Annotated in this window: 12 protein-coding genes; 9 read left to right on the top strand and 3 right to left on the bottom strand. The window is 69.8% G+C overall.

Annotation, left to right across the window (positions count from 1 at the left end; translation table 11 throughout):
- Positions 1-42: 42 nt before the first annotated feature.
- Positions 43-1101, bottom strand: coding sequence for a hypothetical protein (locus tag IM543_19970; GenBank protein QOY93789.1), 1059 nt, complete (start codon positions 1099-1101; stop codon positions 43-45).
- A gap of 233 nt (positions 1102-1334) precedes the next feature.
- On the opposite strand from IM543_19970, the gene IM543_19965 reads away from it, so the two are divergent.
- The 6 genes from IM543_19965 (at position 1335) to IM543_19940 (ending at position 9725) form a co-directional block, all read left to right on the top strand.
- Complete coding sequence (locus IM543_19965) at positions 1335-2828, top strand: hypothetical protein (protein QOY93788.1); 1494 nt, start codon at positions 1335-1337, stop codon at positions 2826-2828.
- Positions 2825-4315: a hypothetical protein gene (locus IM543_19960; GenBank protein QOY93787.1), complete on the top strand. Its 1491-nt coding sequence runs from the start codon at positions 2825-2827 to the stop codon at positions 4313-4315. Before IM543_19965 ends, IM543_19960 begins: the two co-directional genes overlap by 4 nt.
- A gap of 22 nt (positions 4316-4337) precedes the next feature.
- Complete coding sequence (locus IM543_19955; GenBank protein QOY93786.1) at positions 4338-4796, top strand: hypothetical protein; 459 nt, start codon at positions 4338-4340, stop codon at positions 4794-4796.
- A 32-nt stretch (positions 4797-4828) separates the two neighbouring features.
- A complete protein-coding gene (locus IM543_19950; protein QOY93785.1) occupies positions 4829-8488 on the top strand; it encodes a DUF4339 domain-containing protein in 3660 nt (1219 codons plus the stop codon).
- Complete coding sequence (locus IM543_19945) at positions 8485-9348, top strand: hypothetical protein (protein ID QOY93784.1); 864 nt, start codon at positions 8485-8487, stop codon at positions 9346-9348. The genes IM543_19950 and IM543_19945 overlap by 4 nt, the downstream gene beginning before the upstream one ends.
- Positions 9349-9440: 92 nt before the next feature.
- On the top strand, positions 9441-9725 hold the full coding sequence (locus IM543_19940; protein QOY96774.1) for a hypothetical protein: 285 nt from the start codon (positions 9441-9443) through the stop codon (positions 9723-9725).
- Positions 9726-9824: 99 nt separating this feature from the next.
- Here the strand turns inward: IM543_19940 and IM543_19935 are convergent, their stop codons facing one another.
- Complete coding sequence (locus IM543_19935; protein ID QOY93783.1) at positions 9825-11888, bottom strand: GGDEF domain-containing protein; 2064 nt, start codon at positions 11886-11888, stop codon at positions 9825-9827.
- A 251-nt stretch (positions 11889-12139) separates the two neighbouring features.
- Here IM543_19935 and IM543_19930 point away from each other — a divergent pair, with 251 nt between their 5' ends.
- The 3 genes from IM543_19930 (at position 12140) to IM543_19920 (ending at position 15523) form a co-directional block, all read left to right on the top strand.
- Positions 12140-13009, top strand: coding sequence for an ABC transporter ATP-binding protein (locus IM543_19930; protein QOY93782.1), 870 nt, complete (start codon positions 12140-12142; stop codon positions 13007-13009).
- Entirely contained in the window at positions 13006-14559 is a 1554-nt protein-coding gene (locus IM543_19925; GenBank protein ID QOY93781.1) for a hypothetical protein, read from the top strand. Before IM543_19930 ends, IM543_19925 begins: the two co-directional genes overlap by 4 nt.
- A 64-nt stretch (positions 14560-14623) precedes the next feature.
- A complete protein-coding gene (locus IM543_19920) occupies positions 14624-15523 on the top strand; it encodes a hypothetical protein (protein ID QOY93780.1) in 900 nt (299 codons plus the stop codon).
- Here the strand turns inward: IM543_19920 and IM543_19915 are convergent.
- Complete coding sequence (locus IM543_19915; protein ID QOY93779.1) at positions 15520-17277, bottom strand: ATP-binding cassette domain-containing protein; 1758 nt, start codon at positions 17275-17277, stop codon at positions 15520-15522. The two genes, IM543_19920 and IM543_19915, sit on opposite strands and share 4 nt — an antisense overlap.
- Positions 17278-17291 lie beyond the last annotated feature (14 nt).

Below are 17291 nucleotides of genomic sequence, written 5' to 3'. Positions count from 1 at the left end.
AAGATGCCAACTCCGAGAAACAGGGAGGAGCGGCGCCGCCGCTCAGCCCTCGCACATCCACTGGCCGTTTGCGAAGACACGCTCCTCGCCCAGGTACACCGCATCGGTCACCGCGAACACGTCGATGTGGTAGCGCGCGTCCTTGCGCTTGAAGCCCGGCTTCGGGTAGACCCCGTGCTTGGCTCCCAGCGACAGGTGGATGCCGCACATGCGCTCGTAGGTGCCGATGTCGTCCACCCGGCGCTCGCGCGTGAAGGCGCGGTTCAGGCCGAAGCCCAGTTCGCGCACCCAGACCTCGCCTTCGTCCAGGGTGATCTTGTCCAGCACCTCCTGGAAGGCCGGGGTCGCGTTCTCGGTGCCCACTACGCGTCCGCGTTCGATGATCAGGGTCACCGGGACGTCGGGGCGGTTCGAACGGTAATTGGTGTCGCCGAAGACGTGCACCTGCACCCGGCCGTGCACCGCTTCCAGGTCGAGCGCTTCGGTGAATACCTCGCCGATCGGGAACTGGCCGCCCACGTTGTGCATCTCGCTGTAGTCGCCCACGTTCAGCTTGGCCGGCTCGAAGGGCGAATCGACATGCAGGGTCTCGCCGCCGCCGACCACGCGCCCATGCGGCGCGGCGTCGATGCGGGCCTTGAGTGCGCGCCCGGTGCCGCGGAAATAGGCCGGGTCGTAGGCCAGCGCCTCGATGTAGTGCTCGGACTGCACGCCCGGCATGCGCGACAGGTGCACGTGCTCGATCACTTTCAGTCCGAGCTTGAACAGCTCGACCCGGATCCGGAAGCCGTCGAGGCGGAAGTTGGTGGACTGCACCAGCACCACCAGGTCCCTGGCCGCCATCGCCCGGAAGGCCGCCAGCAAGGCCTCGGGCGTGGCGCTGTCGACATCGATGAACGTCGCATCCGGGAGGTTGCGGCGGTAGCCCTCGGTCAGTGCCCGCGACAGCGCAGTGCGCTCGTCGTAGACAACCAGCGCCCGGTGATCCGGTCCGTGTTCGAGGGCGACCGCCAGGATGGCGCGCAGGTGCGCGCTGGCTGCGTCGACGGCGTGCGAAGGGAGGTCGTCCTGGAGGACAAGGGGCGAATCCGAAGTATGCATGTTGAGTGGAAATGGATGACAAATCGGCGCCATTATACGTACGTTGGCCGGAAGTTCCCCGCATCAGCCCGTTTTTGTCTCATCTATTGATCCTTCAGGTGTCAAGACACGCTACCCGCTGTACGGCGCGCCGCGCGGCAGTGGCCGGCGCTATGATTTGAGCAACAGCAAGAGGAGCAGCGACGACCTCGACAGGCTAGATTTGGGTCAATAACTTCGGCACAAGGCGACGAATGGCATACAGATGGGAAACGCCTGCCAGTGTCTGGCAGGAGGACGAACGAAGCGGGCAGTTCGCACTGCTGGCCAGCGAAGGGCTGGGCCGCATCGACTGGCAGGCCCATGCGCCCGGGGGGCTGCCCGCGCGCCTGCGCGACATTGCGCGCCTGCTCGGCGCGTCCTTGCCCACCGGCTGCGACTGCGCCCCGATCTATCCCGAAGGCTTCGCCTACTGCCCGAACTGCGGTCGACCCTTGCAGCGCCTTCCGGGCACGCCCTCGCGCCAGCCCGGCTGGTGGGGGCCTGACGGCGATGCCATGTTGCCGCGCCATGTGCCGCATGGGCTGCCGGTCACCTCGCTGCCGCTCGGCGACAGCCTCGAGGAGCGTCCCGCCGCGCCGCATCCCGGCCGCTGCGACCTGACCATGCCGGCGCCGCCCAACGCCTACTGCGTGTTCGCCGCCGCCCACTACGGCTTTCCCGAACAGCGCCTGCTGGCGCTGGCGCACACCCGCGGCGTGCTGCAGTACTGGGACCCGATGGCCGGCCTGTGGCACGTGATGACGCCGGACGATGGCGCCGCCAGCCTGGCCTTCACGGCATCGCGCTATGCCTGGCTGCCGGTACAGGAACCGCGCCGCGGCGAGGTCGCCATCGTGCCCACGGCCGGCGGCCTGCAACGCCTGTGGATCAACCCCGTCAACGAGAGCTTCCGCCTCGAACCGGTGCTGGAGGCGCCGCTGGTGGCCGCGCCCGGCGCGATGCGCCGTCACATCGCCTGCCTGATCGCGCCCGAAGGGACTGTGCGCCTGTGGAGCACGCGCGCGGATACCGGCGCGGTGGAGGAATTCGCCTGTCCCGACCTGCCGCTGGCCGGCTGGTCGCGCCCGTTCGGTTACGACGGCCGGCTGTTCTGGCTGCACGAGCAGGGCCAGCTCGCGTGGCGCCCGGGCGAGCCGCCGCTGTTCACGCCCTGGCCGCCGGGCTGGCAGCCGCGCCTGGCCTTCGGCGGCCCGACGCAAAGCCGCGACGGCCGCCTGTGGCACATCGGCCACGACGGGCAGGGTTATTCCTTCCTGGAGCTCGGCAGCGAGCGGCCGGAAGCGGCGCCGATCGACGGCGCGCGCCTGGGCTTCGCCAACTTCCTGTTCCGGCGCGGCCATCCGGTGCTGGACGAACCCTGGTCCGGCGAGCACGTGGAAGACCTGAACCAGGACGAGACCCTGGTGCTGCCGCTGCTGCGCGCCTTCAACAACAACCGCAGCCAGCCGAGCGGGCTGGTGCTGCGCCTGCACAAGGTCACCGGCCGCGCCGAGGATGCGCTGGAGTCGAAGATAAGCGCGCGCACCACCATCGAATGGATCGGCCGGCGCAACGTCATCCTCGACGAAGTGGTGCGCCTGGCCCGTCCGCTCGAATGCGTGCCTTTTGTCTACGACGGCTGCCTGTGGCTGCACCATCCCGACTGGAATGTGGTGCGCGGCTGGCGCCTGGAAGAACCGGCATGAGCGCACTGTTACGGCAACTGGTCGCAGCCCTGGCGCTGCTGGCCGCCGCCGGCGGCGCATCGGCGATCCCGCATGTGTTCCTGGTGCAGAACTCGGGCTGGATGGAGCCTTTCTACAGCGACCCGAACTCGCGGTTCAAGCCGCTCGTGGGCGCGCTGGCGGGCGCCGTGGTGCAGCCGGGCGACGCGCTGGTGCTGGCAGCCTTCAACCAGTCGCTGCCCGGCGCGCCGTCGCCCAGGGCGCTGGCCTCCTTCAAGGCCGGCGAGAAGTCCGTGCGCGGCCGCGTCGATGCCGCCCTGGCCGGGCTCGAGACGGCGCGCAAGCCGGGCGGCGGCGCCTTGGCCGACACCGACCTCGGCGAAGCGGTGGGGGCGGCCATTTCCACGGCGCTGGGCGGCAAGCCGGGCATCGTCTGGCTGGTGACCAACAACCGCAACAGCCCCAACAACGACCAGGCAACGGCCTTGCGCAACCGCGAATTCTACGCACTGATCCACCGCGGCGCGGCGATCGACAAGGTGGTGGCCTTCCCGCTGCGCATGCCGGTCCAGGGCCGGCACTACGGGGCGAACGGCCTGATGATCTACGCCTTCGCGATCGGCAGCGAGGGCAGCCGCGCGCTCGACGGCCTGCTGGCCTCGGGCCGCATCGCCACGGTGATCACCGAGCAGCCCGCGCGCCTGAAACCGCTCGACCGCGACACCGTGCGCCTGGCGCCGGTCCAGGTCGAGGATGCGCCGGGGGTGGCGTTCTCGCAGGCGCCGGGCGGCGCCCTGCGCGCCGACGTCGACCCGGATGCGCGCACGCCGCGCGCGCGCATCCGCTGGAACCTGGAAAACGCGACGTACCCGTACACCATCACCTCGGCCACCCTCGCTGCGCGCTCGATGCTGGCCGGCGAGGACCGCAAGATCGAACTTGCCGGCAGCCGCATCGAGAACCTGGCGCCGGGCAAGCCGCTGCCGCTCGGCTCGACGATGCAGCTGCCGGTGGCCCGGTTGCCCGACAAGTGGTCGATGCAGGCGCTCAAGTCCGCCGGTTCGGCCTATGTGCTGCCGGGGCGGATCGAGCTGCACCTGGCCGACCAGCGGCTCGAACTGTCGCAGGACTTCCGCCGGCGCATGGCCGCCCTGTTCCCGGGCGACCCGCTGCCCGAGATCTTCACGCCCCCGGCGTCGGTCCAGGCCTCGACCGCGGTACTGCCGCTCGAGGTGCGGGTGCACTACGGCATGGGGCCGCTGGCGGCCCTGGGCGGGCTGGCGGCGGCCTTGCTCGCCGCCGGGGGCGCCCTGGCCTGGGCCTATGGCCGGCCGCGGGTGGCGCAGCTCACCGTCGAGGACGAGCTGCGCACCATGCGCGCCCGCCCCGGCACGACGCAACCGGTCTACGACAAGGCCGGCGCCCAGGTCGCCACCCTCAAGACCACGCTGTTCGGCCACCAGCTGACGGACCTGCGCGAAGGCGCGCAGGTTCGCCTCGGCCGCTAACAATAAAAAAGAAAGGAAATCCATGCAAGGCACCCAGACACCATCCGCACCGTCACCCGCCGATCCCGGCTTCAAGCTGCCGGAAGAATCGGCCTCGCCCCAGGATTCGCTGCCGCGCACCCAGCCGGATACCGCCGGCCGCCCGGTCGAGGTGGTGCCCGGCGCCACGACGGCGCCGGCGCCGGCCACCGACACCTCGACGCGCGACCTGGCGATCGGCGCGGCGGTGTTCCTCATCCTGCTGGTGGTGTACTTCTTCGTGCGCAACGCCTACGTGCACCACCTGGTGGTGCGGCGCGTCGCGCCCTCGTCGGCGGGCAGTGCCGGCTGGCTGCTGTTCGTGGCCTTAAGCTTCCTGTCGGCGGCCGCGGTGCTGGCCATCATCAACGCGAGCAAATTCCTGACCTTCGCCGTGACCGGCCCGCTGGTGGCGGTAGGCCTGGTGGCGCTGGTCGCGGCCCTGTTCATCGGGCGCCGGTAATTCAACCAGTAGAGCGCATTCAAGAGAGCGATATGGCAGATTTCCCCAACCCAGCAGCCCTGAACGCCAAGTCGGAGCTCAAGGTCGATCTACGGCCGACCCTGTTCATCGGCGCCGGCGGCACCGGCATGGAAGTGATGATGCGGATCCGCCGCCGCATCCTGTCGGCGGTCTGGAACCGCCACCATCCGACCCGGGTCGAGTCGATCGCCGACTTTCCGGTGGCGCGCTTCCTGCACTTCGACCTGGACAACAACGCCGTGATCGACGAGGGCAAGTCGCAACGGACCGATCCCTGGTACGAACTGGTGAAGCTCACCGACGAAGAGCGCCTGGTCGAGCCGCTCGACCTGCCGCAGTACCACGAGTCCGACGACAGCCTGGCGCGCTTCCCGCTGATCGAAAGCTGGATGCCGCTGCGTCCCAAGAAGCTGCGCTCGCTCGGCATCGACCCGTCGAAAGGGGCGGGCCAGATCCGCGCCCTGGCACGGCTCTACCTGTACGACAAATACCCCAAGCTGCGCGGACGCATCAAGGGCGCGCTCAATAGCCTGAGCAGCAATGCCGGGATCGAACGCAAGGAGAACTATCAGCGCCTCGGCCTGCAGGTCGACACCTCGAAGTTCCGCATCGTCGTCATCGCTTCCTGCGCCGGCGGCACCGGCGCCGGCAGCGTGCTGGACCTCGGCTGGCTCTCGCAGGCCATCGCGCGCCAGGAGGTATCGAGCAGCCAGGTCGACCTGGTGCTCTTGATGCCCTCGGGCTTCGCCAAGGCCAACAAGGAACGCACCGAAGCCAACGCCTACGCCACCCTGATGGAGCTCGAGACGGCGATGCGCGACATGAACGCGCAGGTCCACTGGATGGACCCGGACAGCGTGGTCGGTCGCGGCGCGCCTTTCGACGACGTGTACTTCGTCGACACCGCCAACCTCGCCAACAAGGCCACGCTGGACGTCAAGGACGTGTACCAGATGGTGGCCGACACCCTGTTCGAAGATTTCGCCTCGGCCGATTTCGCCAACCGCAAGCGCTCGGTCGCGGTCAACCAGCAGCAGCACAAGCTGGGGCCCTACAACCCGCGCGTGCCCGAGCAGCGCTTCGGCGACATGCGCCTGTCCTACTCGAAGGCGTATTCCGCCTTCGGCCAGGCCGTGCTCGACACCCAGCAGAGCCTGCGCGACGACATCCGCGCCTACGAGCTGGCCGGCCTGATGGTGAAGGCCTTCTTCGGGCTGGTCGGCACTGACGGTTCCATGGCGCGCCGCGCCGGAGACGCCGAGCGCGACAGCTTCATGCGCGAGCACATGGACATGGCCGAGCGTCCCTTCGACACCTTTCCCGACTTTCGCAAGGGGACGGTGGACACCACGCCCTTCCCGGAATACGCGCTCACCGGCACGCTCCTGCTCGACAAGGACGGCCGCCTGCTGCTCGAACGCGTCGAGAGCAAGGTGCAGCTCGAGGTCGACCGCATCATGGCGTCCTACGACATCGGGCAGTGGCGCGAGAAGGTCGCCGAGCTGCTGCCGCAGCTCGAGCGCGACGCGATCCGCGAGGCCGGCGCCACCGCCGAGACCAGCGAAGACCGGATCAAGCGCCACACCACCGAGGTGACGGCGCGCCTCAAGACCCGGGTGCGCGAGCGCCTGTATGCGCTGCTCGACGACCGCAAGCAGGGCGGCCTGGAATTCGTGCTGTCGCTGCTGGAGCAGGTCAAGGCGCGCCTGTCGCAGCGCGACATCGCCAACGCCGAGCGCAACGGCCGGCGCTACCGCGACATTCGCGACGCCCTGCGCACGCGCCAGGTCGAGGAGTCGCTGAACAACCTGTCCCAGGCCGCCGGCCGCATGTTCGGCAAGGAGCCGCAGGCACGCGAAGTGATGAACCACCTCAAGCGCGACATTGCCGATTACCTGCGTTTCCACCTGCTGGCCGTGAGTGCCGGCCAGTCGATCGAAGTCATGCGCAACATGTCGGCCTGGCTGGGCGAGCCGCAAAGCACCGACGAGCACGGCAACGCGCAGTGGAGCGGCATCGCCGGCGAGTTCCAGGAGGGCCGGCGCCAGGTCCAGGCCATGCTGATGGCCGCCGACCAGCGCATCAGCCAGCTGCGCGCCGACGCGCGCCAGGAACACGCCACCTACATCAAGCTCGCCGGCGACACCCTGCCGCCGCCGGTCCGCCTCAGCGGCGACGTCAGCGCCTGGAGCGAGGAGGTGCTGCTGGAGTTCGGCGGCTCGGCGCGCCTGTTCCCGCAGCTGGGCGACGAGCGCCTGCGCGCCGACCTGCTGCTGAAACTGTTCCGGCGCGCCCAGCTGCAGCTGTCGAACCAGGAACTGGAGCAGCCCGAGCCGGTCGACCCGCTGCTGGAGCGCCTGTCCAGCATGACCCCGCCGGAGCGCCAGCGCGTGTTCGCCGAATGGATTCGCAGTGCCATGCCCTGGGTGAATGCGCGCTTCTCGGCCGAATTCACGCCGGCTGCCGACCAGTTCAAGTGCTTCATCGGCGTCGGCGACGTCGGCGCCTGGCGCAAGATGGAAGCCGAGCTGCGCGCCGCGGTACCCACCGGCTACTTCCACGGCGAGCTGCTGTCGATCGTCAACACCGGCATTTCCGGCAAGGCGGTCTGCTATATCGAGCTGTCGGGCTTCCCGATGACGGTGCTGCGCGGCCTGCCGACCTGGCGCGCCTCGTACCAGATCGAGAACCCGAAGATCCCGACCCACCTGCACTTCGACGCCACGCGCTTTCGCCATCCCTTGTCGCCTTCGATGGATGAACTCAACCGGCTGGCCGACGACTACGAGTGGTTCTTGCAGGCGATCGCGCTGGGCGTCATCCGCCGCAAGGCCGACCTGGGCGACCGCGAGGCCAGCTTCCAGCCGCGCGGCCAGTACCTGTTCGAGGTCGAACCCGGTTCGGGCGAGTGGCTGCAAATCGGCAACGAATTTGCGATTCGCTCCAACGGCCTGCCGCCGTACTACCGCGACGGCGTGATCGGGGCGGTGCGTCACCGCCTGGCCAATGTGGGCCCGCACCAGCTCCTGCTGCTGGCGGCCCTGATGCGCTACTACCAGCTGCGGGTCTACGAACCGCGCCTGGAGGTCGATGAAACCGGCGCCCAGCTGCCGTCGCCGTCGCTGCCCAACATCACCGCGCGGCGCCTGTACGACCAATGGATCCGCCGTGCCGCCGCGCTCGATCCGACCCTGACCCCCGAGCAGATCGAGGCCGCCCTGAGCGGCATCCAGGGGTGGACCGAGACCGTGCCGGATTCCGCCGGCGACGCCTACAGCTGGGAAGTCGAGCGGCCGGTGGACAAGCGCGTAATCCTGCCGCAGTACCTGCACGGCGACGAGCAGGCGGCGGCGGTGCTCCAGCGGCGTGGCGCGGCGGTGGAGCTGGCCAAGGCGCCGGTGGGCGCGGCTGCGCCGCTGACGCCGCGCTACAAGCTGTTCGTGCAGGGCGCCCAGCGCGGCCCGTTTACGATCGACGAGATCGCCACCCAGGCCGCGCGCGGCGAGATCGACGCCGCGACGCGCGCCTGGAACATGGCCTGGAACCCGAGGCTCGACAAGTGGAGCAGCATCGGGGCGCTGCCCGAACTGGCGGCGCTGCTGGGCGATGCGATTCCCGACCCGGACGACGCCGGGGCGGAATCCGGCGACGGCATTCCGGATCCTGAATGAAGGACGGCATGGTGCAAGACGACGTGGTCTACCGCTGCATCGGCCCGCACTGCGGGCGCCTGATGCCGAGGCGGGTAAATTTCTGTCCATGGTGCGGCACGGCGCAGCAGGCGGGGCAGCCGGCGCCCGCCGGCCTTGCTGCCGGTCCGGCCTGCATCGCGCCGGTACCGGCCAAGCCGCCGGTGGAGCCGCCGCGTCCGGTGTCCGCTACGCCGGCCCCGACTGCCGCCCCATCGCCGGCCCCGACGGCAAGCCCCGCAGCCGGTCCGATGCCGGGAGCGCGCCCCCAGGCCCAGCAGCCCCCGCAGCCCCCGCAGCCCCCGCAGCCCCAGCAGCAGCGCGGTCGTGGCATTCCGCCCCCGCCGGGTGTCGGCCGCGCCGCGCCCGGCCCGACACCGGCGCAGCGCGCGCAGCGCGCCCCGATCCGCCTGCGCTGGTGGATCGTCTCGCTGGCCGCCTTGTGGCTGGTCTGGATCATCGTGCGCCCCGAGGGCACCCGCATCGAGCGGCGCATGGAGCGCGCGGTGGCGCTGGCCGTCGAGTGCAAGGCCAGGCAGGCGCAGGACGAGCTGATCGCCCTGCGCGACACCCGCGCCACGCCCGAGCAGCTGCGCCAGGTGCAGCAGTCGCTCAACAAGGCGGCGGCCGACTGCACCCGCGCCGAGCAGCGCGCCAGGGCCTGGCGCGACGCCAGCGCCGCCATCCAGAAGCTGCGGCGTGCGCATACCTACGACACGGCCTTGGCCCGGCTGGCCGTGTTCACGAAGCGTTGGGGCGAGGACGACCAGACCCGGGCGCTGGCGCTGGCAATCAAGGACGAGCGCGAGCATCCGCTGGCCGACCCGACGCGCGGCGAGTAGGCGCTTGCCCATGCTACGGTCAGCCGCGTTTTTCGCAGCGGGTGTATGCTGGTGGGCAAGCAGACAGCCGGGAGTCGGACATGAAAACGAGCATCTTGGGCACGCTGCTGCTGCTTGCCGCGCTGGCAGGCTGCAGCCGCGATGAGGAAGCGTTAGGACCGGCGCAACGGGCCGGCAAGGCGCTCGACGAAGCCGGTGCGCGCGTCTCGCGCCAGCTCGACAGCGAGCTGGCCAGGGCCGATCGCGCCGCCGACGAAGCGCGCGACAAGATCAAGGATGCCACCAGGGATGCCAAGGGCGGCCTGAAGCGGGCCACCGAGGAAGTCGGCAAGAAGGTGGAAGACGCCGGCGAGAAGCTCCAGCAGGCGGTCGACTAAGGTCTGATTGATGCCGGCAACGGGATAGCGAAGTTCGTAGGGTGGTCGGCTCGGCCGACCGCGCGTTCAGCGCCGGCATGCGATGCGACTGCGCTCGCATCATGCGCTGGCGCGCAGATCCTGCTGGCTCCCCGTCACCACCGACAGCTGCACCTTGCCCGCGCGCCAGGCGCCCTCGAGGTTCTGCTCGATCTCTTCCATGCGCACCTCGGCCGGGTTGCCGAAGCCCTGTACGCCATAGGCGCGGTTGCGGCCATGCGACTTGGCCAGGTACAGGGCCATGTCCACCATGTTGACCGCGCGCTCCCACGGCAAGACCAGGCCGCCGCAGGCCAGCGGGAAGGGCGCGAAGCCGATCGACACGTTCACCGTCAGCACCTGGCCGCCGTGCGCGATCCGCACCGCCGAGATGCCGCTCAGGATGCGCTGGGCGACGTCGTCCAGTTCCGCGCGCGGAATGCTCGGCAGGAAGGCAAGAAATTCTTCGCCGCCCCAGCGCACGATCATGTCGGTCTCGCGCAGGATCTCGCGCAGGCTGGCGGCAATCGCGGTCAGCACCGCGTCGCCGGCGGCGTGGCCCCAGGTATCGTTGACGTGCTTGAAATGGTCGACGTCGAGCAGGAACAATGCGCCGCATTGTTCGCGCGCCGCGCTGTCTTCCTGCGCCTCGGGCTGGGGCATGGTGTGCATGAACTCCAGGAAGTGGCGCCGGTTGTACAGTCCCGTCAGCGGGTCGCACACGCTCTGCTGCTTGAGTTCCCTGTTTTTCTCGTACAGCTTGGCGTTGGCCTGGCGCACCTTGCGGTACAAGAGACCGACCACGGCCGAAGCCAGCGCGAAAACCGCCGCCAGCAGCCACCAGACACGCTGCTCCAGGCGGTTGACCTCGTTTTCGCTGCGCAGCAGTTCGATTTCGCGCTGTTTCTTTTCGGTCTCGTATTTTTCCTGCAGGTCGAGCACTGCGCGCTGGCGGCGCTTCTCGAACAGCTCGTTCGAGATCGCCCGTTCGCGGTGGTAGGCGCGCAGCGCGCCCGGCAGGTCGCCGACGCGTTCGAGCGCCTGGCCGTATTCCACCAGCACCTCCTGCAGCGCCGGCTGGTCGCCCAGGTTCTCGTAGGCCGACATGCCGGCCTCGATATGGCGCTTGCCTTCCACCAGGCGGCCGAGGGCCAGGTAGGCCTGGCCCAGGTTCAGGCGCGCGGTCGCTTCCAGGCCCGCGTCATTCAGCGCGCGCGCCGCGGTGATGGTTTGTTCGGCGTAGTGCGCGGCATTGCGGTAGTCGCGCAGTTTCAGGTAGCAGTCCGAAAGGTTGACCAGCGTATAGGCGACCATCGAATCGGCCCCGAGGCGGCGTTCGATGGCCAGGCTTTCCTGCAGTGCCTTGAGGCCGCGTTCGTACTGGCCGGTGCCGGCGGCCAGGTTATATTCCGCATGCTTGAGGGTGGACATGCGGCCGGGCGAATCCGTCTTCCGGGCCGCCCCGAAGGCTTCGTTCAGCGCCTCGAAGCCCTTGTCGTATTCGCGCATCTGCGCGTACAGGGCGATCAGTGCATTGAGCGACATGACCACCTGGGTCGGATCGCCATGCTTGCGCGCGACCGCCGCGGCGACCTGCAGGCGCGCCAGCGCCTTCGGGAAGTTGCCTTCCTCGGCGAAGGACTCGCCCGAGGAAATCGCGGTGCGCACCTGCAGTTCGATGTCGTCGGTGGTGAAGGCCAGGCGTTCGGCTTCCCATGCCAGGCGATGCGATTCGGCCAGCTCCGAACGGCGGTAGGCCATGTAAGCCTTGCGCAGCAGCCCCTTGGCCACGGCGATGTTGTTGTTGTGCTGGCGGCCGAGCGCCACCAGCTCGTCGGCAACGGCGTCGGCCGCATCGAGCTTGCCGACACCGTCATAGCCATTCGACAGCTGGTTGAGGAATTCGATGCGTTGCGCCAGCGGCGCCGCCCGCCCTTCCGTTTCGATCGCGAGCAGCATCGGCAGGGCCTGTTTCGGCACATACTTGTTGATCTCGCGAATCTGCGCCAGGCGCCCGGCCAGCGCGGTGCTCCCGGCCGCCGGCGCCGCCGTCTCGCCCGCCACCGCGCCCGCCGCAATGCACAGCGCCACGACAAGGGCGATGCCGCGGGAAGGCGTCGGCGGGGGAGGGGAGGAGGCGGTCATGGAAAGGTCTCGGGCTACCGTCAAGAAGACATCCGCTGGTATCGCGATCGTGATGACTAATTATATTCCTGTTGCAAACAGGAAATTCAGTTTCTCTTCAATTGTCACAGAAAAGACACATATTTGTAATCAATAATAGTCATTCTCATTGGACGTCCATCCCCCGATGTCGACCGTTTGTCGCAAATGGCTGGCGCTACCCCTGGCGATGTCCCTATAGTCGAACCCGACAAGACTATGGGGGGAAACACATGCTGGAGCTGCGCGCGGTGACCAAGTATTTCGGCAAGGACGTCAAGGCGGTCGACCAGGTGTCGCTGTCCCTTGGGCCGGGCGTCGTCGGCCTGATCGGCCACAACGGCGCCGGCAAGTCCACCCTGATGGGCATGATCGCCACCCTGGCGCGTCCCAGCGCCGGGCAGATCCTGTTCGACGGCGCGGATATCGTGCGCAAGCCGGACGCGATTCGCCGGCGGCTAGGCTACCTGCCGCAGGACTTCGGCGTCTATCCGAACCTGAGCGCGCTCGAATTCATGCAGTACTTTGCCGCGCTGAAGGGCGTGCGCGATCCGGGACGTGTGCGCCGCCTGCTCGAACTGGTCAACCTGCACGACCAGGCGCGGCGTCCGGCGGCCTCGTTCTCGGGCGGCATGAAACGCCGCCTCGGCATCGCGCAGGCGCTGCTGAACGACCCCGACATCCTGGTGGTCGACGAGCCCACCGCCGGGCTCGACCCCGAGGAGCGGCTGCGCTTTCGCAACCTGCTGGCGGAGCTCGGCCAGGGCAAGCTGGTGATCCTGTCGACCCACATCGTGTCTGACGTGGAGAGCATCGCCACCGAGCTGGCGATCATGCGTTGCGGGCGGCTGGTGGCGCACGCGACCCCGGAGGGCATCCTGGGGCGCGCCCGCGGCCAGGTCTGGACCGCCAGCGTGCCGGCGGACGACTACGCCGCGCTGCGCGAGCGTGTCCACGTGCTGGGCGCCCAGCGCCAGGATGGCCGCATGGTGCTGCGCATTGCCCACCCCGAGCTGCCTTGCGCGGGTGCGCGCCCGGCCGAACCGAGCCTGGAAGAAGCGCTGATGGCGCAGCGCTACGCCGTGCAGGCGGAGGCGGCATGAACTCGCATCCCCTGTTCCTGCTGGCCGCCAGCGAGGTGCGCCTGCGCCTGCGCCGCCTGTCCACCCTGGCCGCGGTGCTGGCCGTGGTGGCGGTGAGCTGGGCCATGATCGCCGACGTCGCCAGCGGCAAGGCCCTGATGGTGGTGAGCGGCGCGCGCGTGCGCTACACCAGCTCCGCGCTGGCACTGGGCAGCGCCACCCTGGCCGGCCTGCTGTTCAGCCTGGCCGGCTTCTACCTGGCGCGCGGACGCACCGGCGAGGACCTGCGCAGCGGAATCGGCGGCGTGATCGGCGCCACCCCGGCCGGCGACGCGCTGCTGGTGCTCAGCCGCTGGCTCGGGGCGGTCGGCTGGCTGGTGCTGCTGCTCGGCGCCTTCATGCTCACCACCCTGGCATGTCACCTGCTGCGCGGCGACGGTCCGGTGCAGCTGCTGGTCTACCTGCAGACCTATGCCTTGCTGCTGCTGCCCATGGCCTTGTTCGCCGCCAGCTGCGCCGTGCTGTGCGACAGCTGGAGTCCGCTCATGGGCAAGGGCGGCGACCTGCTGTATTTCGTGGTCTGGATGGGCATGCTGTCGTTCGGCGCGACAGTCGAGGAGGGTGGCGCGGCGGCCTCGCTGGCCTGGCTCGACTTCACCGGCACCGCCAACGCCATTGCCGCGCTGCGCGGCCAGGTCGATACCCGCGCCATGGGCATCGGCAGCATGCCCTTCGACGCCGCGCTGGCGCCATACACGCTGCCGCAGTGGCTGTGGAGCGGGGCCGTGGTGCGGGAGCGCCTGCTGTCCGCGGTGGTGGCGCTGCTGCCGCTGCTGCCTGCGGTGTTCCTGTTCCATCGCTTTTCGCCGGATCGGGTCAGGGCCGGCAAGGCGCGCCGGCGCCGCTCCCCGCTGGCACTGCTCGACGGCTGGCTGCGGCCGCTGGCGCGGGTGCTCGCGCCCCTGATGCGCCTGGCCGCGCGCCTGCCGGGGCCGGGCGGCCAGGTGCTGGCCGATTGCGGCCTGGTCCTGGCGTCCGCGCCCAGCGCGATCGCGGCGATTGCCGCCTGCCTGGCGGGCGGGCTGCTGCTGCCGGCGGGCGTCCTGCCCGGCCTGCTGGCCACGGCGCTGGTGTTGTGGGGCGTCCTGTGCAGCGAGAGCAGCACGCGCGATATCAGCGCCGGCTGCGCGGCCCTGAGCGCGGCCGTCCCGGGCGGCATCCGGCGCCGCTTCCTGCGCCAGTGGGCGGCCGCGTTGTTGCTCGGCCTGCTGTTCATGGGGACGATCGCGCTGCGCTGGAGCATGGACGACCCGGTGCGCGCCTTCGCGGTGCTGGCCGGGATCGTGGCATTGTCCGGCTGCGCCGCCCTGTTCGGTCAACTGAGCCGCACGCCGCGTCTGTTCCTTGGCCTGTTCCTGTTCGGCTTTTACGTGATGATACAAACCAGGGGCATGGCCATGATGGACGTGGTCGGCTTTCATGGGGATGCCACGCTGCGCACGGCCGGCGGCTTCCTCGTGGCGGGCCTGGCGGCGGTGGCCGCCGGCGCCGCCGCGAGCAGGCGCGCCTAGCGGTCCTGCGGGGGCAGGGCGCGGGCTGTTACCATGGCGATATCCCGAATGCGCTGCCAGCCATATGCGAATACGTGAAATCGCCATCGGTCTCGTGTCGGCCGGCCTGCTGGCCGGCGCGGTGATGCTGACCCTTCCCCCACCGGCGCCGGTCGCCCCGCGGCCGCCCGCCGCCGTGCCGGCGCCGCAGGGCACGGGGAAGGGCGCGGGCACGGGCGTGGACCAGGGCGCCACGCCGGTTCCGCCGGCGCGGCAGGCGCCGGCTGCGTGGCGCGACATGCATGCGAAATTCGTGCAGGCGACGAACCTCCGGGTGTTTTTCTACGAGGCCATGCGCAAGCCGGGAAACGGCGCCTATTTCTACGCGAGCAGCGTCCTCGAGACCTGCCGCCGCGCGCTGGACCAGGCGCCGTCCAGCTTGCCGGAACCGCGCCGCGCGGCCGCCGCGGAACTGCAGCGGCGCTGCGATTTCACCCCGGATGGCCTGGAAGACGCCGAACGCGAACTGGGCGCGGCGCGCCATCTCGACCTGGCCACCGATCCGCTGCTGGGCAGCATGTTCGACTACCTGGCCGCGGATGGCCCGGATGGCCGGGCGCGCATGCTGCTGGCAGCCTTCGAGCAGGGAAATCCGGAGGTCATCGCCTCGCTGGTGGCGCCGGTCTTCCACGAGCGCGCGCCAGGCCGCGACGAACAGGATTCGACCGCGCGCGGCATTCCGTTCGGCGGCGCCCTGGTCGCCTGCCGCCTGGGCGCCGACTGCGGAGCGGGGGCGCCGCGCACCCTGGAACTGTGCATGCTGCTCGGCTGGTGCGCCGACAGCGTCCCGGCCGCCCTGCGGCAGGGCCTGGGGCCGCATTTCGCGGCGCTCGACCGCATGGCCGCCCAGGTGGTGGACGAGATCCGGCGCCGCGACCCGCGGCGCCTGGTGCCGGGGCGCCAGGGCCCGGGCCGGGCCGACTAGAGCGCGATCTGCTGCAGCAGGTACAGGCGCTGGTACAGGCCGCCCTCGATGCGCATCAGGTCGTCGTGCGCGCCGGCTTCGGCGATGCGGCCGTGGTTCAGCACGATGATGCGGTCGGCCGCGCGGATGGTCGACAGCCGGTGCGCGATCGCGATGATGGTCACCTGGCCGCGCAGTTCTTCCAGCGCTTCCTGCACGATCTGCTCGGTGGCGCTGTCGATGCGCGAAGTCGCCTCGTCCAGCAGCAGGATGCGCGGCTGGCCCGCCAGCGCACGGGCGATCGCCACCAGCTGCTTCTGGCCCGAGGACAGGCGCGAGCCGCCTTCGCCCAGCTGGGTTTCGTAACCCTGTTCGAGCGCGGCGATGAAACCGTGCGCATGCGCGGCGCGCGCCGCCGCTTCGATGCGCTCGGGCGGCAGGCCGCGTCCCATGTCGATGTTCTCGCGCGCCGTCGCGGCCAGGATGAACGGGTCCTGCGGCACCAGGCCGACTTCGTTGCGGAAGCGCTCGTTGCCGATCGTGCCGAGTGGCAGGCCACCGATCTCGATGCTGCCTTGGTCCGCAGTGTAGTAGCGCAGCAGCAGCGACAGCAGGGTCGACTTGCCGCTGCCGGTGTGGCCGACGATGCCGAAGAACGCGCCCTGCGGAACCTCGAGCGACAGCGCGTGCAGCACGCGCTGGCCCTCGATGTAGCCGAAGTCCACGTCGCGCACGCGAACCGCGGGAGCGTGCGGGTCGAACGGCGCCGCGTTGCCGATCCGTCCCTGCGCGTGTTCGGCCGCGCCGCTCTCTTCCAGCAGCTGCGACACGCGCGCGGTGGCCACCACCGCCTGCTGCAGGCCGCTGAACTGCATCGTGATCTGGATGAGCGGCTCGACCACCCGCGCGATGTAGCTGATGAAGGCGTACAGCACGCCTACTTCGACCGCATTCATCTGGCGCTGGCCGAAGCCGTAGATCACGATGATCAGGAGGAGCACGTTGAGCAGGTCCAGTGCCGGGCGCAGCAGGAAGGCGTTGGCGCGCAGCTCTGCCAGTCGTGCCTTGCGGTGCGCCCGGTTGGTGTGGACGAAGCGTTCGCCGAAGCGGTTGGCGGCATTGCTCGCCTGGAGCACGCTCATGCCGCCGATCGATTCGGCGATCTGGCCGTTGATGTCGCTGCGCAGGGCGCGCGCGCGGGTCACGGCCGGCGCCGACAGGCGCTGGTACAGCCAGACGATGCCGACCACGGCCGGCACCAGGGCCAGCACCACCAGCATCAGGCGCCAGTCGAGCCAGGCCATCGCCGCCATGGTCCCGAGCAGCACGATGCTCGAGTCGAGCATCACGAACAGCACCTGGATGTACAGCGTCTTGACCGCCTCGGTGTCGTTGGTGACGCGGCTCACCAGCTGGCCGGTGATGGCGCGATCGAAAAAGGCCATCGGCAGGCGCAGCACATGCTCGTAGACCCATTCGCGCAGGCGCCGCACCGAGCGCATGGCCAGGCCCGACAGGCGGATCAGCTGCAGGTAGCGGATCCACGACGAGGCCCAGCCGGTGAGCACCAGGCCGCCCAGCAGCAGCGACATGCGGGTCCAGTCCAGCTGGCGGGTCAGGAGATGGTCGTCGATCAGCGCCTTGCCCAGCAGCGGACCGATGACTTCCAGACCGGCGGCCAGGGCCAGCCACAGCGTGGCCCAATACAGGTGACGGCGGTCGGGGGCGGCGGCGCGGCGCAGCAGGCCCGCGGCCCGCGCGGCCTGGGCCCGCATTGCCCCTTTTGTCG

Origin of the sequence: Massilia sp. UMI-21, assembly GCA_015277795.1 — a bacterium.
Taxonomy (GTDB): Bacteria; Pseudomonadota; Gammaproteobacteria; order Burkholderiales; family Burkholderiaceae_D; genus Telluria.
Note: the sequence above shows the minus strand (reverse complement) of the source record. Positions and strands in the feature narration are given on the sequence as shown.